The 22,434-nt window shown below is 65.0% G+C and carries 15 protein-coding genes and 1 tRNA gene; 10 read left to right on the top strand and 6 right to left on the bottom strand.

The annotated features are described in order from the left end of the window. The 7 genes from ABNS06_RS10150 to ABNS06_RS10120 form a co-directional block, all read left to right on the top strand. Window positions 1-323, top strand: a 323-nt coding sequence (locus tag ABNS06_RS10150; protein ID WP_348674393.1) for an FMN-binding protein, incomplete at its 5' end; no start/stop codon positions are given. Window positions 324-367: 44 nt separating this feature from the next. Further along, window positions 368-1,033, top strand: coding sequence for a hypothetical protein (locus ABNS06_RS10145; protein WP_348674392.1), 666 nt, complete (start codon window positions 368-370; stop codon window positions 1,031-1,033). Between the two features lie 240 nt (window positions 1,034-1,273). After that, window positions 1,274-2,578, top strand: coding sequence for a hypothetical protein (locus tag ABNS06_RS10140; RefSeq protein WP_348674391.1), 1,305 nt, complete (start codon window positions 1,274-1,276; stop codon window positions 2,576-2,578). Between the two features lie 60 nt (window positions 2,579-2,638). Further along, window positions 2,639-3,853 (top strand): imelysin family protein, encoded by a 1,215-nt coding sequence (locus tag ABNS06_RS10135; RefSeq protein WP_348674389.1) that lies wholly within the window; start codon window positions 2,639-2,641, stop codon window positions 3,851-3,853. A 131-nt stretch (window positions 3,854-3,984) separates the two neighbouring features. After that, window positions 3,985-5,589, top strand: coding sequence for a di-heme oxidoredictase family protein (locus tag ABNS06_RS10130; protein WP_348674388.1), 1,605 nt, complete (start codon window positions 3,985-3,987; stop codon window positions 5,587-5,589). Between the two features lie 217 nt (window positions 5,590-5,806). Then, on the top strand, window positions 5,807-8,011 hold the full coding sequence (locus tag ABNS06_RS10125) for a TonB-dependent receptor (RefSeq protein WP_348674386.1): 2,205 nt from the start codon (window positions 5,807-5,809) through the stop codon (window positions 8,009-8,011). A gap of 34 nt (window positions 8,012-8,045) precedes the next feature. Continuing rightward, window positions 8,046-10,310 (top strand): TonB-dependent receptor, encoded by a 2,265-nt coding sequence (locus ABNS06_RS10120; protein ID WP_348674384.1) that lies wholly within the window; start codon window positions 8,046-8,048, stop codon window positions 10,308-10,310. 71 nt (window positions 10,311-10,381) lie between these two features. Here ABNS06_RS10120 and ABNS06_RS10115 read toward each other — a convergent pair whose 3' ends face one another. The 3 genes from ABNS06_RS10115 to katG all read right to left on the bottom strand — a co-directional run bounded on the left by ABNS06_RS10115 (window position 10,382) and on the right by katG (window position 15,082). Beyond that, window positions 10,382-10,702 carry a hypothetical protein gene (locus tag ABNS06_RS10115; RefSeq protein ID WP_348674382.1) on the bottom strand — a complete coding sequence of 107 codons (321 nt, stop codon included), beginning with the start codon at window positions 10,700-10,702 and terminating at the stop codon, window positions 10,382-10,384. A 526-nt stretch (window positions 10,703-11,228) separates the two neighbouring features. Continuing rightward, window positions 11,229-12,656, bottom strand: a complete 1,428-nt coding sequence (locus ABNS06_RS10110) for an FAD-binding oxidoreductase (protein ID WP_348674380.1) — start codon at window positions 12,654-12,656, stop codon at window positions 11,229-11,231. Between the two features lie 245 nt (window positions 12,657-12,901). Continuing rightward, the gene (gene katG / locus ABNS06_RS10105; protein WP_348674378.1) at window positions 12,902-15,082 is read right to left on the bottom strand and encodes a catalase/peroxidase HPI; all 2,181 of its coding nucleotides are present in this window, start codon (window positions 15,080-15,082) and stop codon (window positions 12,902-12,904) included. A 204-nt stretch (window positions 15,083-15,286) separates the two neighbouring features. On the opposite strand from katG, the gene ABNS06_RS10100 reads away from it, so the two are divergent. After that, window positions 15,287-16,207 (top strand): hydrogen peroxide-inducible genes activator, encoded by a 921-nt coding sequence (locus ABNS06_RS10100; protein WP_348674376.1) that lies wholly within the window; start codon window positions 15,287-15,289, stop codon window positions 16,205-16,207. A gap of 42 nt (window positions 16,208-16,249) precedes the next feature. On the opposite strand, the gene ABNS06_RS10095 is transcribed toward ABNS06_RS10100, so the two are convergent. The 3 genes from ABNS06_RS10095 to ABNS06_RS10085 form a co-directional block, all read right to left on the bottom strand. After that, window positions 16,250-17,134 (bottom strand): crotonase/enoyl-CoA hydratase family protein, encoded by an 885-nt coding sequence (locus ABNS06_RS10095; RefSeq protein ID WP_348674374.1) that lies wholly within the window; start codon window positions 17,132-17,134, stop codon window positions 16,250-16,252. Between the two features lie 135 nt (window positions 17,135-17,269). After that, entirely contained in the window at window positions 17,270-19,669 is a 2,400-nt protein-coding gene (locus ABNS06_RS10090; RefSeq protein ID WP_348674372.1) for a TonB-dependent receptor, read from the bottom strand. A gap of 245 nt (window positions 19,670-19,914) precedes the next feature. Further along, on the bottom strand, window positions 19,915-20,352 hold the full coding sequence (locus tag ABNS06_RS10085) for a hypothetical protein (RefSeq protein WP_348674370.1): 438 nt from the start codon (window positions 20,350-20,352) through the stop codon (window positions 19,915-19,917). 205 nt (window positions 20,353-20,557) lie between these two features. On the opposite strand from ABNS06_RS10085, the gene ABNS06_RS10080 reads away from it, so the two are divergent. Together ABNS06_RS10080 and ABNS06_RS10075 are read left to right on the top strand one after the other, a co-directional pair. Further along, window positions 20,558-20,634: transfer RNA gene (locus tag ABNS06_RS10080), tRNA-Arg, on the top strand. A gap of 906 nt (window positions 20,635-21,540) precedes the next feature. Beyond that, window positions 21,541-22,434 (top strand): DEAD/DEAH box helicase (locus ABNS06_RS10075; protein ID WP_348674369.1); only part of this gene is annotated, 894 nt, incomplete at its 3' end.

Below are 22,434 nucleotides of genomic sequence, written 5' to 3'. Positions count from 1 at the left end.
GTGTTCGCCTGCGCTACTGGCGCCAGGCCGACCGCACGGCCTGGATCCTCGACGAGATTGGCAAGGAACGTCCGATCACGGTCGGGATCGCTGTCGATGCCGGGCAGGTCCGCTCGCTGCGCATCCTTGTCTACCGGGAGTCCCGTGGCTGGGAGGTTCGCCACGAGTTCTTCACCCGGCAGTTCGACGGCGCCGACCTGACCGACCGCGACAAACTGAGCCGACCGATCGACAACATCTCCGGAGCGACCCTGTCGGTGAGCGCCGTGAGCAGGCTGGCCCGCGTGGCCCTGTTGCTGGATCAGCACGTCCGCGGCTCATGACCGCGCGGCGGCGTCTGCGACGCTGGCATCGCAGGATCGGGGTCGTGTCGGCCGTGGTCGTGCTGGGGCTGGTCGTGACCGGTCTGCTGCTCAATCATGCTCCCTCGCTGGAGCTGGATCGCTCACGGGTCGGCCTGTCCTGGGTGCTGGATCGCTACGGCGTCGACATCGAGCCTCCGGCGCGCGGATACGCGGTCGACGGGCACTGGCTCAGCGTCTGCGGCGGTGAGCTGTTCCTCGACGATCGGCCCGTCACGGACCTCGCGTCGCTATCCGGTGGCGTTTCGCTTGACGGACTGATCGTCGCCGCCGCCCCAGCCGTACTCGTGTTGCTGGACGGGCAGGGGGGCGTGATCGAGCGCTTGGCCCTGGACGCCCTGCCGGGAAGGATTTCCGAGATCGCGCGGGTCGACAGCGGTATCGCTCTCCGGGTCGACGGGCGCTGGCTGGCATCCGATGTCGATTTGCTGGGCTGGGAGCCGGTTGCCTCGCCGCCCAGGCCGGCGGAGGCCCGGCCGCTGCCAGCGGACCTGGCGAGCAGAATCACTCACCGGTCCCGTGCCCGGCAACTGAGTTGGGAGCGCGTGCTGCTGGATGTGCACAGCGGGCGTTTTTTCGGTCCGTTCGGGCCCTGGGTGCTCGATTTTTTTGCCGTATTGCTCGGCTTTCTCGCGCTGAGCGGTTTCTGGCTCTGGTCGCGACAGCGCTGACCCGGATCTACCCGGGCGCCTTTTTGCATTCGGTATTGCAAATAAGAATCCCTATCAATAAGATTGTCATGCGCTAATTCCCTGAGGGTTAGTGCTCGCGCCGAGCTGGCCCCGGCGCGACGGCTTTCTTCGCCATTTCCGGGTGGTTCTGATCACATGTCCAATTCACTGAACCGGCCCTCCTCGCGGTGGCCGGGTGTGGTTCTTGCGCTCGTTTGCCTGCTCCCCGCGGGGGGTGCGATGTCCGCTCCGGCGCAGTCCGATGCCGGCAGCCTGGAGACGCTGCGTGATGCGATCGAGCGTCAGCAACAGACGATCGAGCGGCAACAGGAACAGATCAACGCGCTGGTCGAGCACATCGAAGCCGAGGAACAGGAGCGCTCGCATGCGAGCGAACGCAGGCTGACCTGGGAAGGCTACGGCGTCGCCAACTACCAGCACTACGATTTCTACGAGAACACCCAGGACGACGATCCCGAATCGCGTGCGCGCACCGATATCGAGCGCATCGTGCTGGCGCCGACCTTTGATTTCGGCAACGGCTACGCCTTCGTCGCCGAGATCGAGTTCGAGCATGGCGGCACCGGCGCCACGATCGAGTTCGAGCCGGAAGAGGCCGGCGAATTCGAGGCCGAGGTCGAGAAGGGCGGCGAGATCGTGCTGGAGCAGGCCCATCTGCGGATCGAGAAAGGCCCGTTGCTGAACTTCCGCATCGGCGAGATTCTCGTGCCGTTCGGCATGGTCAACACCCATCACGAGCCCAGCCAGTATTTCGCGATGGAACGCTCGCTGGCCGAGACCGCGCTGATTCCGTCGGTGTGGCACGAGGCCGGCGTCGAGTGGTACGGCGCGATCGGCCTGCTGCGCTATCAGTTGCAGCTGGTGACCGGTCTGGATTCGTCCGGATTCTCCGGGCCCGAGTTCGTCCGTGGAGGCATGCAGGGCAAGCTGGAGTTCGACAACGCCGACGATCTCGCGGTGGTTGGTCGCGTTGACTACAGCCTGGGCCCCGGGGTGTTGCTGGGCGGCGCGTTCTACTACGGCGACAGCGCGAACAACCGGCCGCGCAAGAATCTCGACGTCAGCGCCGTCGTTACCCTGATCGAGCTGCACGGTCGCTACGAACGCGGTCCGCTGACGGTGCGGGGCCAGTACACGACCGGAACCATCGAGAACGCGGACGCCGTTACCAGTGCGAACTACAGCACCTTCAACGGCGGCGAACTCGGCATCTCCCGAACCCCGGTGGGCAGCGAGGCGGAGTCCTATTTCATCGAGGCGGGTTACGACCTGCTGTCGCTGTTCCGTCGATCGGACGACCGCCTGGACATCTTCGCCCGCTATGACGCCTACGACACCCACGCCGACACGGAAGGAAACATCGTCCGCGTGGCGCGCTACGAGCGCGAAGCGACGACCGTCGGCCTGAACTACAAGCCGTTTCCGGGCGTGGTGTTCAAGGGCGAGTACTCCTATCGGGAACACGCCGGCTCGACCGGCAACGAGCAGGAAGTCTACGGCCTCGGCCTCGGCTTCGAATTCTGACCTCGCCTGCGACGACGGGGTGAACCAACAGGCCTGTCCTCAGGCCACAGGAGCGGAACAATGCGGATGATCAAGCAGACGAAACCGGCCGTCGCGGCGACGGCGCTGATGGCGGCGGCGATGGCGGCCGGATGCGGCGGTGACAGCGGCGGAGGCAGCGGTGACAACCAGGTCAGTTTCGATGCCAGCGCGATGATCGCCAACGAGGCGACCAGCGTCATCACCCAGACCTATCAGAACCTGAACACGCAGGCGGCTGCGCTGCTGACCGCCGTTCAGGCGCTGAACGACGGCGATGCCACCGAGGCGGAGCTGGATGCCGCGCAGGCGGCCTGGCGGAATGCGCGCGTGCCCTGGGAAAGCAGCGAAGGCTTTTTGTTCGGCCCGGTGGACGCGCTGGGCGTGGACCCGGCCATCGACAGCTGGCCGCTGAACACCCCGGACCTCAAGGATTACCTGGAGAACAACCCCAACGCCACGCAGTCGGACATCGAGAACGCCGGCGATGATCTGCGCGGGTTCCACGCGATGGAGTGGCTGCTGTTCGGGCTGGATGACGACGGCCAGACCAACAACGACATGGCCGTGGCCGACCTGGTCGGGCAGACCGGCGCGCAGAACTATCTGGTCGCACTGGCGCAGGCGTTCCAGGCGCAGACCGAGTTGCTGGAAGATTCCTGGACCACCGACTTCAACGGCAACGGTCCCTACATGAACGACGTCGCGAACCCGGGTGCGGGTCAGCTGTTCGTCTCGCAGGGCGCCGTGGTCGAGGAGCTGATCGGTGGGATCATCGGCATCGTCGATGAGGTGGGCAACGCCAAGATCGCCGACCCGCTGGGTGCGTCGCTGGGCGAGGCTGACACCACGCAGGTGGAATCGCAGTACAGCTGGAACTCGCTGACCGACTTCCACAACAACGTCCAGAGCGTGCTCAACGCCTACACCGGCAAGCTGGGCTTCGATCCGGATGCCGATGTGGTCTCCGGTTCGCTCAACGGCTTGTTCGCGTTCGTCGAAGCACATGATCCGGTGCTCGCGGCCCGCGTCTACGACGAGATCCTCGCGGCACAGAGCCGCATCGCCCTGATCAAGGGTGACGGCGATGACTCGACGACCGAGATCACCGGCAGCGCCAAGCCGTTCCGGGAACAGATCCTGACGGCCGAGGGACGCGCGCTGATCGATGACGCGGTCGACGCGCTGCACACGCTGTTGCAGACACTGGACACCGAAGTGGCGCCGCTGGTCGCGGACACCGACTTCGGCGGATAGGCAAACCGGTGAGGGGTTGCCCGTCCACCATCGGTGGACGGGCCTGACAACCCGCTCGGGCGGCGTCCGGCCATGCAGTGGCCGTGGCGCCGTTCTCGTGAGCGGAGTGAAAAGCGGGGCGGACGAGAGACGTGAAGAAACATCGGATTTCGCGGCGGGCGATCGCCCTGGCCGCGGTAGCCGTGCTGGGACTGGCCGGCTGTGGCGGCGGTGGAGATGGGGGCGACGACACGCCGCCATGGGCCTTCGTGACGACGCTGGGTGGTGACACCACCAACTTCACCGGCAACCAGTCCAGTTCGGGCTTCGATACGCCCGCCGCCAATCTGGACGGCGCCCCGCTGGACCTGCACTTGCAGGGCGACGCCGACTTCGAGGTCAAGTTCATCCGCGCGCCCAGCGAGGACTTTCCCGAACAGGACGGCGTCGGCCCGGTGTTCAACAACGACGCCTGCATCGAGTGTCACACGCGGGACGGCCGCGGCAACTACACGATCACGGCGTTGCAGGCCGAGCCGGAGGAATGGACCCGGCTGGGGGCCAACGAATCGATCTTCCTGCGGATCAGTACCGAAACCGGCGAGGCCTGCGCGCCGACACCGGACAACTGCTATTGCGCGCCGAAGCCGGTGCCGGGGTTCTCCGATCAGCTGTTCCATCGCGGCGTGCAAAGCCTGCGCGCCGATTCGGCGTTCACCGGTCAGGCCGATGTGTATGTCCGGTTCGAGACCTCCACGGTGACCTATGCCGATGGCGAGGCGGTGACGCTTTACAAGCCCGTCTTCGAGATCCGCAATCCCTACGATCAGCCCGGGGAGCGGCCCGGTGACAACGAGCCGCCGGTCAGCCGCCTGCTCCAGGCGGACGTGCGCAGCAGCCCGCGCATGGGGCTGCCGATGTTCGGGCTCGGGCTGCTGGAGGCCATTCCGCAAGCCGACATTCTTGCGCTGGCCGATCCGGAGGACGCCGATGGCGACGGCATTTCCGGCCGGGCCAACTGGGTCTGCGACGAGGTCAAGCGGCGGCAGGGCGATCCCGAACCGCGCAGCCTTGGCCGCTTCGGCTGGAAGGCGAGCACGCCGAGCGTGCTCATGCAGGGGGCGGGTGCCTACCGTGGCGACATCGGCATCACCAACTACCTGTTCCCGGACGAGAGCATCGCCGGCACCGCGCTTTACGACGCCTACATCGCCGAACACCCGGATGACGACGGTCAGCAGGGTGCGGAGGTGGGCGAGGACATCGTCAAGGCCGTGACCTTCTACTCCAACACCCTGGCGGTTCCGGGGCGGCGCAACGCCGATGATCCGGGCGTGCTGCGCGGCGCGCAGCTCTTCGATCAGGCGGGTTGCACGGGCTGTCACACGCCGCGGTTCGAAACCGGGACCCACCCGGGCATCTGGGGGCCGTCAGGCACGGTGGAGGTGCCGCAGGTCGCCGGGCAGATGATCTATCCGTTCTCCGACATGCTGCTGCACGACATGGGCGAGGGGCTGGCGGATGGTCGTTCCGACTTCGGGGCGGACGGTCGCGAGTGGAAGACCCGCCCGCTATGGGGCATCGGCCTGACCCGAACGGTGAATCCGCTGGCGGGGTATCTGCACGACAGCCGGGCCAGAACGCTGCCCGAGGCGATTCTGTGGCATGGCGGCGAGGCCGAGGCGGCGAAGGAGGCCTTCCGGACCATGGACAAGAGCGATCGTGACGCGCTGATCGCATTCCTGGGATCGCTGTAGCCGCGCGTTCGGGTCTCGCTGCCTTGCTGGCTTCGTGATTCCCGATGACCTGAAGGTCCCCCCGAGAGGGCGTTCGCGCCCGCGCCGCGCGATTGACTGTATTGATGATCCTGTCATGATTGAGAATCGTTCCTATTTACAGTCAGTGTTTCGGGGGAAGACGATGGTGCACGGACGCGCCCGGTGCTGGGGCCACGGTTTCCGGCGGATTGCCGCGATGTGGCTGCTGGCCCTGTCGATGAGCGCGACCGCGCAGACCGACGGCGACCAGCCCGAGCCATACGACGAGACGGTGCCGGTGGGTACGGAGCCGTCCGCGGAGTCCGACGAGCCGACGCTGCATCTCGACGACGTGGTTGTTCGCGGGGAGAAGCTTGAGCGGTCGCAGACCGACGTGAGCAGCAGCGTGCAGGTGGTCTCGCGCGAGGAGCTGGAGTCGGCCAGCATGGATGACATCTACGACGCGATCGGACGCACCGCCAACGTCAATCTCGATTTCGCCGATCTCGGCCGCGCCGGCGGTTTCTCGATCCGCGGTATTTCCAATACCGGAGTCAGCGACCAGAGTTTCTCGTCCAGCACGCCGCTGGCCAGCATCTACGTGGATGGCGTGCCTCTGTCGGCCGCCGGTGCCCGCGGCGGTCCGCTGGAATTGTGGGATGTCGATTCGGTGGAGTTCCTGCGTGGCCCGCAGTCCACCCAGCAGGGGCAGGGCGCGCTGGCCGGGGCGATCGTCGTCAACACGCGTGACCCGGAAGACTACGCCAGCGTCCGCGCCCGGCTACGGCACGGCGATGACGGCTATCGGCAACAGGCGGTCGCGGTGGGTGGCCCACTGGGTGGGCGCTTCGGAATCCGGCTCGCGGCGGTCAGCGAGGAGGCGGATGGCGCCGCCTACAACATCACCCGGGACGAACCGGCCGACTTCTACGAGCGCCACAACCTGCGCGCCAAGCTGGGCTGGCTGGCGCGTGATCCCGGCGATGCGTCCGCGGTGGTGACCGTGACCCGCTCCGATCACCTGTTCGGCCAGTCGCAACTCGTGGGCGATCCGCAAGAGCGCCAGACCGTCGCCAACGATCCCGAGCAGGCCGACACCACCACGGATGTGGCCAGTCTGCGTGCCGGGTTGCCCATCACCGAGCACTGGTCCTTCGAAACCGTCACCGGTCGGGCGGAGACCGAACTGTTCCAGGAGGACGACTACAACGCCAGCGCGGAGGACGACGGCATCATCGTCAATCGCTTCGAGGACGAGACCTTGACCCAGGAGCTGCGGCTCAGCTTCCAGGGGCTGGACTGGTTTGGTGGCCCGGTGCGCGGCGTGATCGGCGCCTACACCTCGCGGCTGGATGGCGACAGCGGGCTGGATGTGGTCGACGGCAGGGTCTTCAACGTCGGCCTGATCAGCCTTTATCTCGACACCCAGGTGGATGTCGAGCAGCGACGCGAGGGCTACGCGCTCTTCGGTGATCTGGAGTGGACGTTCCTGCCGCGGTGGACGCTGCTCGCGGGATTGCGGCTGGACCGGGAGTCGATGGACTACCGCTACGCATCGAACAACGATCTCGCGTTCACCCGGGACGGGCCGCCGCTGGCCGCCGACGTGATCGGTGACCTGATTGGTCCGCAGATCGGCCTGCCCGAGGATGGTGAGGGCATGGGTTCGGCCGATTCCGACGCCCTGCTGCCGAAACTCGGTCTGCGCTACAACTGGAGCGAGTCCGCTGCCGTCGGCCTGACCGTGCAGCGTGCGTATCGCGCCGGCGGCCTCTCCGTGAACTTCATCCGGGGCACGTTCAACACCTTCGAACCCGAGTACACGCTGACCACCGAACTGTTCGCCCGCGTGGCGCTGTTCGACCGGCGCCTGCGGCTGCGCGCCAATGTGTTCCACACCGACTGGACCGATCAGCAGGTGTCGGTGCAGTTGTCCGATGACGTGAACGACACCCAGACCGAGAACGCGGGCGAGTCGCGTCTCTATGGCGCCGAAGTCGAGGCTGATGCCCGCATTCTGTGGAATCTCGACGGCTTCGTCTCGCTTGGCTATTCGCGTACCGAGTTCCTGGATTTCCGGAGCACGGCGGGGGACTACACCGGCAACGAGTTTCCCAGCGCGCCGCGGCGCACCGGCGCCATCGGCCTGCGCTACGGCGGTCCGGCCCTGGGGCCTTATGCGCAGCTGGACCTGACCTATGTCGACGAGCAATACCGGCAGGCCGACAACAATCCGGAGCAACGGAGCGATCCGTACGCATTGCTCAACGGCCGGATCGGCTGGCGTTTCGGGTCGCTGGAACTCTACGTCGCCGGGCGCAACCTGCTGGACCGCTTCTATCTGACGCAACGCGCCTTCGATCGCTTCCGTGCCGGCGAGCCACGCACGATCTTTGGTGGCGTCGAGGTGCAGTTTGAGTAGTGTCCCCTGCGGCTGTCGTCAGGCGACGGTCGGGGTGTGGTTGCTGGTATCCGGTGTCGTGGTCGCGCTGCCGTCCCGGGCGGCCGAGGCGGAAGAGGACCGGCGCGGCGAGATCGTCGAGACCATTCCGGTCCGGCCGCTGGAACCGGAGGACGAGACAAGAGAGACCGAGGAGCCCCTGGAGCTGGCGCCGATGAAGGTCACGGGCGAACTGCTGACCCGCGACGCGAACCGCACCGTCAGCAGCGTGTCCGTGCATGACGGTCTCGAGATCGAGCGCGGAACGGCGCAGGATGTCTATGACGTCATCGCCGCGACGCCGAACGCCAGCCTTGATGACAGCGATTACGGTGTCGGTGGCATGACGCTGCGCGGCATTGGCAGCTACGGCGCCAGTGGCTCGGGCGCCTATGCTGCCTACGGCACTTCCTCGGCGGTTGTCGTCGACGGAGTGGGGTTGCCGCGTTCGGCGTTGAGCTATGCGGACCTGTCGGCCTTCGATCTGGAGACCGTGGAAATCCTGCGCGGCCCGCAATCGACCGGTCTGGGGCGCAACGCGATGGCGGGCGCGGTGATCATCAACACGGTGGCACCGGAGCCGGCCTTCGATTTCATGCCGCGACTGCGCGGCCGCTTCACCCGAGGCGACGAGAACCTGCACCAGTACGCGGGTGCGGTGGAGGCCACACTCTGGCCGGAGAAACTCGCCTTGCGGCTGGTGCACGATGATCGCGCCGACGACGGCGACATCGTCAACGCCACGCGTGACGAGGACGATTGGGCACGGCGAGACTCCAGCACCACGCGCCTGCGTGTGCGGTTGCAGCCTGGCGGGGTCGATGGCCGCTACGACGCGCTGCTGAGCCTGGCGGATTTCAGCCACTACCGCGGCAGCCGCTACGTGCCGCTCAGCGAGGAATACAGCCGCGTCGCCTTGGCCAACGCGCCGCAGGACTATGACAACCACTCGCGCCTGGCCGCGCTGGAGCAGCGGTTCCGGTTGAGCGAGCGCTGGGCTGTGCGGGCGGTATCGGCCTACATCCGCTCCGAAACCGTCAGCCGGTATGACACCGACTATGGGGCGAGTGACTCGGGTGGAACAAGGCAGCAGGAGAATGCGAAGGCCGTGTCGCAGGAACTCCGGTTCGAGTTCACCGGCGAGGCCTTGCAGGCCAGCTTCGGCGCGTACTACTACCGCGACGAAAATAGCGACGCGACAAGCGGTTACATCGACATCACCGGGTCTCTGGACGCCAATGGCTTGTGCGCGTTGACGATCCTGTGCGCGGTGCCGCTGGGACGGGTGAACTACGCCTCGCGGAATCCGGCGGAGGTCGAGGATATCGCCGCGTTCGGAGAGTTCGACTGGTCGCTGACGGAGCGACTGACGTTCACCGCGGGATTGCGCCTGGATCGCGAGCGCAACGAACGCGTGATCGCGACCAGCTACGACGGCAACACGACGATATATGCCGCCGCCGTGCGCTTGCTGGTCGCCGCCGGCGCGCTGCCGCCGGAGGAGACGATCGTCGTCTCACGTGAGTTCTCGGAAGTGCTGCCCAAGGTTGCCGTGAGCTACGAGCTGTTCGAAGACTGGTTTCTCGGTGTCGGTTACGCCGAGGGGTATCGCCCGGGTGGCGACGGCTACAACCAGGTCTCGGGTCGCTACTTCAGCTTCGATTCCGAGCGGACCGGCAACTATGAACTGTCGTTCAAGGGCCGCCATGCACCGTGGCGCCTGCAGGCCGCGCTGAACCTGTTCTACACCGAGTGGAACGACATGCAGATTCAGCTCGGCGAAGGCACGGACAACTACATGGGCAACGCCGGTCCCGCCTACATCCACGGCGGCGAACTGGAACTGCGCTGGCGGCCGCTATCGTCATTGCAAGTCGTGGGCGGGTACGGCGAGACGCACGGACGTTTCGGTTCCGGTGTCGTGACCGCCGATGATGTCGACCTGTCCGGAAACCGCCTGCCCAAGGCGCCGGAATACTCCGGTGTGCTGGCGCTGGAATGGTCGCCGTGGGGCGGACTGATGATTCGTCCGGAAGTGCAATGGACAGGCACGGCGGCCGCGAATTCGGACAATCAGCCCCAGCACGAACTCCCCAGCTACCGGCTGCTGAACCTGGCTGTACGCTGGCATGTCGGCCGTGTCGGTTTCTACGTCGTCGGGACCAATCTTGACGACGAGCACTTTCGCCGCGACGCCAACAACTACAGCGTTGGTGGCGGGGACGTGGTCAGCCTGGGCGAAGGCCGGCGGCTGGCGGGTGGCGTGGAGTTCGAATTCTGACCGGTCGGATCAATCGTCACGAGCTGGCGCGATGTCCTGCGGTTTTTCGCGTCGGTCAGGATGCGAATGACCTAGTTCGTTCCGGTCGTGCCGGTCGTCGACGGGACTTCTCGACTGTCGCTGTCGGCCGCATCAATCACTGTCACGATCGCGCCCAGCGCGGCCCCCGCGGCCGCTCCCATTGCGCCTCCGGCTGAAGCCGTGCTCCCGGTCTTTGCCGCATTGCCTGCGGCCGTGCCGGTCTGCGTCTCCGTGTCGGTCTGCGTCTTCACGTCCGTTGTGTTGCCCGTGGTCTTCGCGGTTGTTACCTGGGTTGGCCCTTCGTCTGAGTATCTCGAGGGGCAGGCTGCAAGCACCAGCAACGAGACTACGGCGATCAGGATGGATTTCACTTGCAGACCTCCACAGGGGACTGGAATGGATGGAAATCTGTTCTTCTCTGGAGATATTGTCAACAGAAATGTTTAGATCACATAAATTTCACATTTAATGGAAGACTGAAACTTGTCAGTTGTTAGTCAAATATTTGAAATTAATGATTATTTTATGATCTACGTTCTCTGGTGAGCCTTCAGAAACATTGATGTATTCAAATGCGTTATCAGGGGGCGGAGGGCGAGGGAAGTTACCGCGCGCCAAGGCGGTCAGGCGCTCAATCGGTGGTGGGGCGTGCAGGCTTACTTCAACGAAGAGCTTGGAGCTGCGTGTCGGAGGCGTCGTTGCTCGAACTCAGGCCGGAACAGTCCCGAACGGTTGAGCTTGCAGGGGGCGAATGACTGCGCCGGCGGGTTGAGTTGAGTCCACGCCTGGGAGGTACGTTCGGGCGTGGGTGGTGCAGCGTCCGCGGCTACACACTCGGGTCAAAGCGATCCGCGTTCATGACCTTGGTGCCGGCGGCCAGGAAGTCCTGGACGGATCTCAGGCGTCCGGCAGCATCGCGCCCGGATTGAGAATGCCGTTCGGGTCCAGCGCCGCCTTGAGCGCTCGCATGGCATCCAGCGCGACGGATGACTTGTAGCGGCGCAGCTCGTGGCGCTTGAGCCGGCCGATGCCGTGCTCGGCGGAGCAGGAGCCGTCCAGCTCCGCGACGATGTCGTGCACGACGCGGTTGCAGCGCTCCCACTCTGCGAGAAAGGCGTCGCGGTCGCCGTCCACCGGCTGGCTGACGTTGAAGTGGATGTTGCCGTCGCCCAGATGGCCGAAGGGGCAGACCCGTGCGCCGGGCAGGGCCGCTTCCACGGCCGCCGTGGCACGTTCCAGGAACTCGGGTATGCGGGACAGCGGAACCGAGACATCGTGCTTGATGCTGGCGCCATCCTGCTTCTGCGCTTCGGGGATGCTCTCCCGCAGTCGCCACAGCGTCTGGGCCTGGGCGCGGGATTCGGCGATGACCGCGTCGATGATCTCGCCGGCCTCGAAAGCCTCTTCCAGCACGGTCTCGAAGATCGGTCGCAGTTCACCATCCTCGCGACCGCCGCTGATTTCCACCAGCAGGCTCCAGGGCGGCATGTCGTCGAAGGGCGGGCGGCAGTCCGGGATGTGGAGCGTGGCGGAGGCAACGCTGATGGCGGACATCAGCTCGCAGACGCTGACGCGGCCGTCGCTGGCCTGCTGGAGGCGATTCAATACCGACAATGCGCTGTCGACATTCTCCAGCGCCAGCAGCGCCGTTTGCACGTCGCCGGGCTGAGGGAACAGGCGCAGCACCGCCGCGGTGATGATGCCCAGCGAGCCCTCGGAGCCGATGAACAGGTCGCGCAGGTCGTAGCCGGTGTTGTCCTTCTTCAGCATCGACAGGCCGTCCCAGACGCGCCCATCGGCCATCACGACCTCCAGCCCGAGGGCGAGGTCACGCGCCACCCCGTAGCGCACGGCGTTGGTCCCGCCCGCATTGGTCGCCAGGTTGCCGCCGATCTGGCAGCTGCCTTCCGCCGCGAGACTCAGCGGAAACAGCCGGCCCGCCTCGGTGGCGGCCGATTGCAGGTTGGCCAGCACGCAGCCGGCCTCTACGATCATCACGTTGTTGACCGTGTCCATGGAGCGAACGCGCTTCATGCGGCGCAGGTTCAGGACGATGTGACCGGCCTCAGCCACCGCGCCGCCGCAAAGCCCGGTATTGCCGCCTTGCGGCACCACGCCGATACCCGCCTTGTTGCAGTAGGCGAGGACGCGAGAGACCTCGTCGGTCGTCGCCGGGCAGACGATGGCCGGCGCCTGACCGCGATAAAGTCCGCGCTGCTCTTCGAGGTAGGGTTCCATCGCCTCGGCATCGTCGATCCAGCCGGCATCGCCGACAATGGCCTTCAGGTCGGCAAGCCAGGTTTCGGGGGCGGGGCGGGTCGTCATGGTTCGAATTCGCGGCGGAGTTCAGGGGGTCAATCAGGCGGCGCAAGGGTGTCAGAACCCCCGATGCTTGGCAAAGGCAGAACCATGCCGCGCCGGGCGTTCCAGCCCGGCTGAGCGATCCGGCCGTGCCTGCCGCGTCCAGCTCCACCTTGAGGCCGCGACGCCCATGGCGGGATGCGAAACCCCGCAAGCGACCCACGCCCGGCATCGCCGGGCGTGGGTGCTTGTTGTGCCGGTACCGAACGTCAGGCGTTCAGGTCGAAGCGATCCGCGTTCATGACCTTGGTCCAGGCGGCGACGAAGTCCTGGACGAACTTCTCCTTGTTGTCGTCCTGGGCGTAGACCTCAGCGTAGGCGCGCAGGATCGAGTTGGAGCCGAAGACCAGATCGACCTTGCTTGCCGTCCACTTCACCGCGCCGGTGTTGCGGTCGACGATTTCGTACAGCCCGTTGTCGACCGGCTTCCACGTGTAGGCCATGTCGGTCAGGTTGACGAAGAAGTCGTTGGTCAGCGTTCCGACCCGATCGGTGAGCACGCCGGTAGCGGAGCCGCCGTAGTTGGTGCCCAGCACGCGCATGCCGCCGACCAGTACCGTCATCTCCGGTGCCGTCAGCCCCAGCAACTGGCTGCGGTCGAGCAGCAGATCTTCGGCGCAGGTCACGTACTCCGGTTTCTTGAGCCAGTTGCGGTAGCCGTCGGCGATCGGTTCAAGCACCTCGAAGGCCTCGATGTCGGTCTGCTCGGCGGTCGCGTCGCCGCGACCCGGTGCGAACGGCACGCTGACATCGAATCCGGCCGCGGCGGCCGCCTGCTCGATACCGACGCCGCCGGCCAGCACGATCACGTCGGCGACGCTGGCGCCGGTTTCGGCCGCGATGCCTTCCAGCACCGGTAGCACCCGGGCCAGACGATCAGGCTCGTTGCCTTCCCAGTTGCGTGCAGGCTCCAGGCGGATGCGGCCACCGTCGGCGCCGCCGCGCATGTCCGAGCCGCGGTAGGTTCGCGCGCTGTCCCAGGCGGTGCTGACCATGTCGGCCACGCTCAGTCCGCTGGCGGCGATCTTCGCCTTGACGGCGTCCACGTCGTAGCCGGTGCTGCCGGCGGGGACCGGGTCTTGCCAGATCAGGTCTTCCTGCGGCACGTACGGACCGATGTAGCGTGCCTTCGGCCCCATGTCGCGGTGGGTCAGCTTGAACCAGGCGCGGGCGAAGGCGTCGGAGAAGGCTTCGGGGTCCTTGTAGAAGCGATCGGCGATCTTCCGATAGTCCGGGTCCATTTTCATGGCCATGTCGGCATCGGTCATGATCGGGTTGTAGCGGATCGACGGGTCTTCGACGTCGACCGGCTTGTCTTCTTCCTTGATGTCGATCGGTTCCCACTGCCAGGCGCCGGCCGGGCTCTTCTTCAGCTCCCAGTCGTAGTTGAGCAGCAGGTAGAAGTAGCCGTTGTCCCACTGGGTCGGATGCGTGGTCCAGGCGCCCTCGATGCCACTGGTGACGGTGTCCCGTCCGCAGCCGCGCTTGGTCTTGTTGATCCAGCCCAGGCCCTGATCCTCGGGGCCGGCGGCTTCGGGGTCGGGGCCCAGCAGCGCGGCGTCGCCGTTGCCGTGGCACTTGCCGACCGTGTGACCGCCGGCGGTCAGCGCGACGGTTTCCTCGTCGTTCATCGCCATGCGCTCGAAGGTGATGCGAACATCCTTGGCGGTCTTGAGCGGGTCGGGCTTGCCGTCCACGCCTTCGGGGTTCACGTAGATCAGGCCCATCATCACCGCGGCCAGCGGGTTGTCGAGATCGCGTTCACCGGAATACCGGCTGTGCGGGTTGTCGGTCGGCGCCAGCCATTCCTTTTCCGAACCCCAGTAGGTGTCCTTTTCCGGATGCCAGATGTCGTCGCGACCAAAGGCGAAGCCGAAGGTCTTCAGACCCATGGATTCATAGGCGACCGTGCCTGCGAGGATGATCAGGTCGGCCCAGCTGATCTTGTTGCCGTATTTCTTCTTGATCGGCCACAGCAGGCGCCGCGCCTTGTCGAGGTTGACGTTGTCCGGCCAGGAGTTCAGCGGGGCGAAGCGCTGGTTGCCGGTTCCGCCGCCGCCACGACCGTCGGCCGTGCGGTAGGAACCCGCCGCGTGCCACGCCATGCGGATCATCAGGCCACCGTAGTGACCCCAGTCGGCCGGCCACCAGTCCTGGCTGTCGGTCATCAGGGTATGCAGGTCCGCCTTGATCGCGTCGTAGTCAAGCGTCTTGACCGCTTCACGGTAGTCGAAGGCCTGACCCATCGGGTCGGTCTTGGTGTCGTGCTGGTGGAGGATGTCGAGGTTCAGTGCCTCCGGCCACCAGTCCATGTTCGACATGCCGGTGGACGTGGCGCCCCCGTGCATGACCGGGCATTTGCCCATCGATTCCGTTTCCTTCCCATCCATGATCTATCTCCTTGGCGCAGTGCTTGTGGGTTCGAGATCGTTTGCGAGTTCAGGGTGTCGAGACATGCCAGATGGTGGACATGTGCTCAGCCGCTCCTTTCGGTCGGGACCGAAATTGACAGTGAGACTAGACGCCTCATAAGATCGTGTAAAGCGATCAATATTCTTTTATTTGTTCGCAAAAACCGAATAGAGAGGGCGTTCTTGAAACTGCTTCCGACACTGAAACAGCTGGAGTATCTGGTGGCGCTGGCCGAGGCCCAGCACTTCGGGAGGGCGGCCGAGCGCTGCAGCGTCACGCCGTCCACGCTCAGCGCGGGCATCCAGGATCTGGAGCGGGTGCTGGGTGTCTCCCTGGCGGAGCGCTCGCGCCGACAGGTGTTGATCACGCCGATCGGAAACGAGATCGCGGCCCGAGCGCGCCAGTTGCTGCGGGATGCCGAAGACATCATGGCCCTGGCGTCCAGTAACCACGCACCGCTGACCGGTGACCTGCGGCTCGGGGTTATTCCGACTGTCGGTCCGTTTCTGGTGTCGCGCGTGCTGCCGGGGCTGCGCTCGCGGTATCCCGATCTGCTGCTGTTCCTGGAGGAAGACCTGACCCGGGCGATGCTGGACCAGCTGGGTGACGGGCATCTGGACGCGATGCTGATGGCCTTGCCGTTCGACATCGGCGATGCCGAGCACCATGTACTGTTCGAGGACGAATTCCTGTTCGCCTGCAATGGCAGCCACCCGCTTGCGGAACGTGACCGGATCTCGATGGACGATCTGGTCGACGAGTCGCTGCTGCTGCTGGAAGAGGGCCATTGCCTGCGCACCCAGGCGCTCGCGGCCTGCAAACTGCAGGCGGCAAGAGCCCGCAGCCGGTTCGAGGCCAGCAGCTTCCACACCCTGGTCCAGATGGTCGGCTCGGGCATCGGCGTGACGCTGCTGCCGAAGCTGGCGATCGATGCCGGCATCGCCGCCGGCATGGATATCCGGCTGATACCGCTGGAGGAACCCTCGAGTCGCAAGATCGCGCTGGTGTGGCGCAAGTCATCGCCACGCGGCGATGAATTCAGGATGCTGGGCGATGCCATCCGGGAGCTGGCCCCGGGCCTTGCGCCGCAACGGGACACCTGACGGCGAAGGCGTGGCCGAGGTCGCCGGGCGAGTGGGCGGCAGCTAGCGCGCCCACTCGTCGTAGAACGGCGGCAGGTCGTCGGGCACCCGGCTGGTGAACTCCGCCGCCCGCTTGTCGAGGAAAGCCTGAACGCCTTCCCGGCCGTCCTTCCGGCTGGTGTAGAACACCGCCAGCGAATCCACCTCGTGGGCGTTCATCGGATGCGGTTGCGCCGAGTTGCGATAAAGCATCTGGCGGGTCAGCGCCACGGCGACCGCGGAGCGGTTGTCGATCAGCGAGCGGGCGAAGCGGCGCGCCTCGTCCATCAGCTGTTCCGGTTCGACGACCGTCTTGAGAAGCCCGCCCTCCAGCGCCGTCTGTGCGTCCAGAATGTCCGCCGTGTAGCACCACTCCAGTGCTTTCTGGATGCCGACGATGCGCGGCAGAAACCACGACGAACAGGCTTCCGGCACGATGCCGATCCGCCCGAACACGAAGCCGATGCGCGCCTTGGACGAGGCGAAACGGAAGTCCATCGCCAGCGTCATCGTCGCGCCGATGCCCACCGCGGCGCCGTTCATCGCGGCGATGACCGGCTTGGTGCAATTGAAGATGGACAGCGTGACCAGGCCGCCGGTGTCCCGTACGCCCCGGTAGATTTCTGGATCATCGCGGCGTTCGCGCATGTCCTCGAGCGTCGGTTCCCGGTCTTCGTCCAGGCCGAAGACGTTGCCGCCGGTGGACAGGTCCATGCCCGCGCAGAACGCCTTGCCCGCGCCGGTGACGATGATGGCGCCGACATCGGCGTCGTCATTAACCCGGGTGAAGAAATCGATCAGCTCCTGCGACATCTCCACGGTGAACGCATTCATCTGATCTGGGCGATTGAGTGTCAGCGTGGCGATCCGGTCCTGGGTGGACACGCTGAGCGTCTGGTAGTCGTACATGAGGTCTCCTCGATCCTGCCTGCCTTGGGCTGCGACGGCATGGTACCGGGGGCGGTCAGCCGCGTCTTGACAGGGCGCGCAGTGAATAGGAGACGGCGCGGGCGAACCGGGGATGCCGGTCCGCCCGAGGCCGGGTCAGAAGTTGACGCGCAGCGTGGCTGACAGGGCGCGCTCCGGCGTGGCCTGGGCGCCGTAGGTCTGGTCGAACACGGCGGAGTCGAACACCTGATCGTAGACCCGCTCGTCGGTCAGGTTTCGGCCGCGCAGGACCAGCGCCCAGCGATCGGATACGGAGGCGAACACCAGGCGCGCACCGTAGAGCGTGTACGCCTCCTGGAAGCTGTACGGGTCCAGGTCGGTCGCGGAATACTGGTCCCCGCGCCGGCTGATATCGACCGCCAGCCGAGGCACGATGCCCAGCAGTTCCGGAAAGGTGATTTCCGGCGTGAGGGTGAATGTCGACTCGGGGGCATTCGCCAGCGTGCGTCCGCTGAGATCCTGGGTCTCCTCGTCGCTGTCCGCCGGTGGCGGCGCGTCGGGGTAGCTGCGATAAAGCGCCTCGCTGAACGCGAAGCCGCCCATCATGCGCAGCCAGCGCCAGGGTGTCTGCCAGGAAAAGCTGCCCTCGATGCCACGCAACCGGGCCTCCGCGGCGTTGCGCACCTGGTAGGCCGTGCCGTCGAAGTCCACGACCTGCAACTGTTCGACGTCGGTGGTGTAGGCGGCGAAGTCGAAGCTCAGGCCGTAATCCCGGAGGCGGGTCTTGGTGGAGAACTCGACGCTAGTGGCGATCTCGGGCTCGAATTCCAGATTCTCCGGCGCGTTCGCGGTGGCGTTGTAGCCGCCGCCCTTGTAGCCCCGCGCCCAGGTGAGGAATGCGGTGGTGCTGTCGGAGACGTCCAGCCGCAGTCCGAAGGTGGGCGAGAAGTCATCCTCGTCGCGTTTCAGCGGTTCCTCGCTGGTGAAGGTTTCCGCGCCGAGAATCAGCCCGATCAGGCCGAGGCCCTCCTGCGTCACGTCGTACAGCGCCTCCTTGGTTTCCCGTCCATAGCGGGCGCCGACGATGCCGGACCAGCGATCCGTCCAGCGCCAGGTCATCTGCCCGAATGCCGCGTAGGACTCGGTTTCCTGCGAGTAGCCGCGCAGGAACTGGTCGTTCAGCGGGATGCCCGGCACCGGGATGAGGTCCAGCAGCGGGCCCAGCACGCCGGATGGAATGCCCAGCGTGTCCAGCCCCGGTTCGGATAGCGCGAAGCCGATCAAGTCCTCTCCGGCGATGGTGTCCAGGTGGCTGTCCAGTTCGGAGGTCAGGGCGTAGAGACCGACGACGAAGTCCACGGTCTGCCCCCAGCCGAAAAAGCTGTCGGCGCGGCCGGCGGTGCGGGCTTCGATGGAGTTCTGCGCATAGTCGTTGCGGAAATCGGTGATCAGGATGTCCGCCGGGCTGACGTCGATGTCGATGATGGTCGTGAAGTCGAAGGCGGCGTGCCCAACCACGACGGTATGGACGACATCGGACAAACCGCCCCAGTCACCGGCGTCGTATTCGAACACCGCGCGATGCACCTCCGAATGCCGGTCCACGAATCCGGGGGTGTTGAAGCTGGTCTCGGCGTCGAAGGCGTCGTCTTCCACCTCCGGATCGAAGTCGCGCAGATAGTCCAGCACGCTCTCGGGGGCCTCCGCGAGCTGCCAGGGTGGGTACACGGAATCAGTGTTCGAGACCTGGGAGGACAGCCGCAGCGTCCAGGCACCCCAGGGCGCGATCACGGCTTTCAGACGCAGCGCCTGCTGATCGACCGTGCCTTCGCCCTCGTCCAGAAAGCGGTTGTAGATGAAGCCATCGTTCTGCCAGTCGACACCGGCCAGACGCAGCCCCAGCGTGCCGTCGAACAGATGGAGATCGGCGCCGGCCTCGATGCGGCGCTCGTCGTGCGAGCCGCCGGTCAGCGCGATGGTGGTGCCGACATCGTCGTCGGGCTCCGCCGAGTAGATGTTGATGACGCCGGCGATGGTGTTCTTGCCGAACAGGCTGCCCTGCGGTCCTCGAAAGACCTCGACGCGGTCAATGTCGAACAACCCGTCCGCGATGAATTCCGGGCGGTTGATCGCGAGCTCGTCAAGGGACAGGCCCACCGACGGTTCGAAGCCGACGTTGTCCGTTTCCGTCGAGAAGCCGCGAATCCCGATCACCGGCGCCTGCGGGTCGGTGTCCAGCTCCACGTTGGGCGCGAAGTCCTCGATGGCCGCGGGGTCGAAACCACCGGATTCGGCCAGCGTGTCGCGGTCCACGACGGAGGAGGAGATGGCGACTTCCTCCAGCGTCTGTTGCGTTTTCGGCGCGCGAACGACGATCTCCTCCAGCATCAGGTTGCTGTCTGGCGGTGAACGAGGTGCTTCGTCGTCACTCGCCAGAGGCGGGACGGGAATCGTCTCCACGGTTTCGCCGTCCTGCGCCGTCGACACGCCGCTCGCCAGCGCGGCGCCCAGCATCAGCAGGCACCATCCGGCCATGCGTTTCCAATCCCCAGTCAACTCGTTTCTCCCAGTGGTCGCCTTGCCGCGTGCGCCGTTCAATGAATGTCCGCGACGCATTATCCGTCAGTTGTCGTGGACGTAGCAGCGGCCGCCGGGATCGCGTGGTGGTGACCCGTGCTGTGGCCGCTCGCGGTACGAATGCGCCGGTCAGCCATGCGAAGAGTGCGCCAGATGAAGCGAGAAACCGCCTGGTTTTGCGGGCATCTCGGCCCAATCAGGCGGAGAGCGCCGGACCGGTGGGGTCAGTGGTGTGTCAGGCGTTCCGCGGCGGACGGCCCGCGAGCGCGGGTGGCCAGCAGGGCGCGGATCGCCTGCAGGCGAGCGCGGGCATGGGTTGTCGACCATTCCCGGGATTCGGCATCAATCGACTCCAGCCAGGCCTTCACGTGCGCACGGCCCGCCTCGGTGAGCGCATAAGTCCATCGGCCGTCGTCAATCAGGATGTCCAACCAGTCGCTGGCGACCAGCATGCCGATCGCACGGGCGAAATCGCTTTCGCGGACCACCAGGCTGGCGCGCACCTGATCCACCAGATCCCGCGGCGTCGCGCCGGTTCCGGTCAGCGTGCCCAGCGTGTCCGCTGCCTGAAGAATCACGACCTGCGTGATCTCGACGAACTCGGGTGCGCCAATGTGCTTGCGACGTTCGATCGTGGACGAGGTGGGCGTTTGATGAACCATCGTGGCCTCCTGACTGAAACCGCGGTCCGACTTGCCACGACGCTACCAGCGCGGGAGTGAACGTTTTGGCAATCGCCCGCGCCAGGCTGGGGTGGCTATCCCCCTCATCCGCACCGTTCATCCGGAGGCCCGTGAGCTTGCGCGTTTCGCCAGAATCTTTACAATGCGCGCCTCGCTGGACGCCGCTTGTGCGCCGCGAAACCGCGGGCCCGTAGCTCAGTTGGATAGAGTACCTGGCTACGAACCAGGGGGTCGGGCGTTCGAATCGCTCCGGGCCCGCCATATAAAACGAAAAGGATCAACAACTTGGCGTTGTTGGTCCTTTTTTTTGGCCTGCAGCAGAGCGCGCTGGATCCGTTTCCCGCGCAAATGGGATGTTTCATCGCTTCCTGCGCCGCGTGAAACGTGTCGCGGAGGACGTTGCGTTGATGCTGGCTCGGCGCGTCACGCCCGGGACATCGGGCCGTCCGCGTAAGCCGGGCGTGGACCGGAACGGAGCGTTATTCTAGAAACCATGGTCTGCCCTCTAATTCCGCAATGGTCAGTCGTGCTGTTCGACGCAGTGAATCAGAGTGAGGGTGTCGCGTTGCATGACCTGATCCCGTTCCCACAGACGTCGTGCAGTCCAATATCTCTAGACGGGGAAGTGCCAACAAGTCGTTGATCACAAGGTGCGTATGCTCGCCTGAGAGCGAAAAGAACACGCCTACAAATACAGCCTACGGTTAAATCGATGGCTTCTACAATCCAATGCGGCGAAACCAGCATTTTTCAGGGGTCAGCCCCGAGCAATCTGAGGCCGCTGTGAAGCCCTAGATATAGCGTTTCCACAGAATCCTGGTAACTCCAGAGCAAGCACTTGAAGATGGCCATCTATTTCGCGGATCCGCACGCCCCGTGGCTGCTAAGCACCCGGCCAAGAAAACATTATGACTTTCAGAGCCCGCAGGAGCTTTTCGACCAAGCGACGGCGGGTTATCTCAATCATGTTGCACTTGATTCTTGAATCCAAGCAGCGCCCGATGATTTCGGCATCGATGTGATACGCCGAGTGGGCCAAGGCTTCGGGAAATTCTTGCTGCTTGCGGCTGGCCATGGCCGCTATGAATTTGCCAAACTGGTATGCCCGTCACGGTGGCGAACGGGCTCGCGCAAAAAGAACTATAAGGCTGCATCTCGGGGGATTTCATGATGGACGTGTTCAATTTCCGAAACCGGCTGGTAGGCGAGTACGAATCGTTCTCGCGCAGCTTCTCGCTGATCAGATCTGGTGACATTCAGTCCATTGTTGAGTCGGAGTACCAGAACGGCCGCTATTGGCCTGCTCCACTGCTTCAGATCAACCCGCACTACCAGCCTGCAAAGACGGTTCAGGAGTTAGCGGCGGATGGGACGTTACACCCCAAGTGCGGGGAAATATTTCGAGTTGGTAAGGATTTAGATACGGCCGGCGAGCCGCTGCGCCTTTACAAGCACCAGATCGAAGCGATTTCGCTGGCGGCTGGCGGCAGTTCCTACGTCGTCACAACAGGAACGGGGTCGGGAAAATCGCTCGCGTTCTTCATTCCAATCATCGATCGGGTGCTGCGGGCGAAAGACAAGGACCCTAATCGAAAGACTCGGGCAATCGTCATCTATCCGATGAACGCCTTGGCGAACAGCCAGCGGGAGGAGCTGAAGAAGTTCTTGGGTGACGTGGAGGGCGGGGCCTCAATCAGCGTCGCCCGTTACACCGGTGATGAATCCGAAGAAGCCCGAAAGCGCATCGCGGCGAACCCTCCGGACATCCTGCTCACCAACTTCATGATGCTCGAGTTGATTCTGACTCGATTCGAGGAAGTCGATCGGGCCGTCATTGATAACTGCCGCGGGCTGGAATTTCTGGTGCTCGACGAATTGCATACCTACCGAGGCCGTCAGGGTGCGGACGTGGCCTTGCTGGTGCGGCGTCTGCGTCAGCGGACGCAGTCGCAGAATCTCATCTGCGTGGGCACCTCAGCCACGATGGCGTCAGAGGGCCGGGAGTCCGACCGCAATCAGGTGGTTGCTGGGGTAGCCTCACGATTGTTCGGTCAGGAGGTC

Origin of the sequence: uncultured Abyssibacter sp. (genome assembly GCF_964000955.1) — a bacterium.
Lineage (GTDB): Bacteria > Pseudomonadota > Gammaproteobacteria > Nevskiales > OUC007 > Abyssibacter.
This window is presented reverse-complemented; position numbering and strand designations above follow the sequence as displayed.

Bases quoted from the DNA above. Each gene is read 5' to 3' on its own strand.
- ABNS06_RS10140 (WP_348674391.1), top strand. From the start codon at position 1,274: ATGTCCGCTCCGGCGCAGTCCGATGCCGGCAGCCTGGAGACGCTGCGT.
- ABNS06_RS10135 (WP_348674389.1), top strand. From the start codon at position 2,639: ATGCGGATGATCAAGCAGACGAAACCGGCCGTCGCGGCGACGGCGCTG.
- ABNS06_RS10125 (WP_348674386.1), top strand. From the start codon at position 5,807: ATGTGGCTGCTGGCCCTGTCGATGAGCGCGACCGCGCAGACCGACGGC.
- ABNS06_RS10110 (WP_348674380.1), bottom strand. From the start codon at position 12,656: ATGACGACCCGCCCCGCCCCCGAAACCTGGCTTGCCGACCTGAAGGCC.
- katG (WP_348674378.1), bottom strand. From the start codon at position 15,082: ATGGATGGGAAGGAAACGGAATCGATGGGCAAATGCCCGGTCATGCAC.
- ABNS06_RS10095 (WP_348674374.1), bottom strand. From the start codon at position 17,134: ATGTACGACTACCAGACGCTCAGCGTGTCCACCCAGGACCGGATCGCC.
- ABNS06_RS10085 (WP_348674370.1), bottom strand. From the start codon at position 20,352: ATGGTTCATCAAACGCCCACCTCGTCCACGATCGAACGTCGCAAGCAC.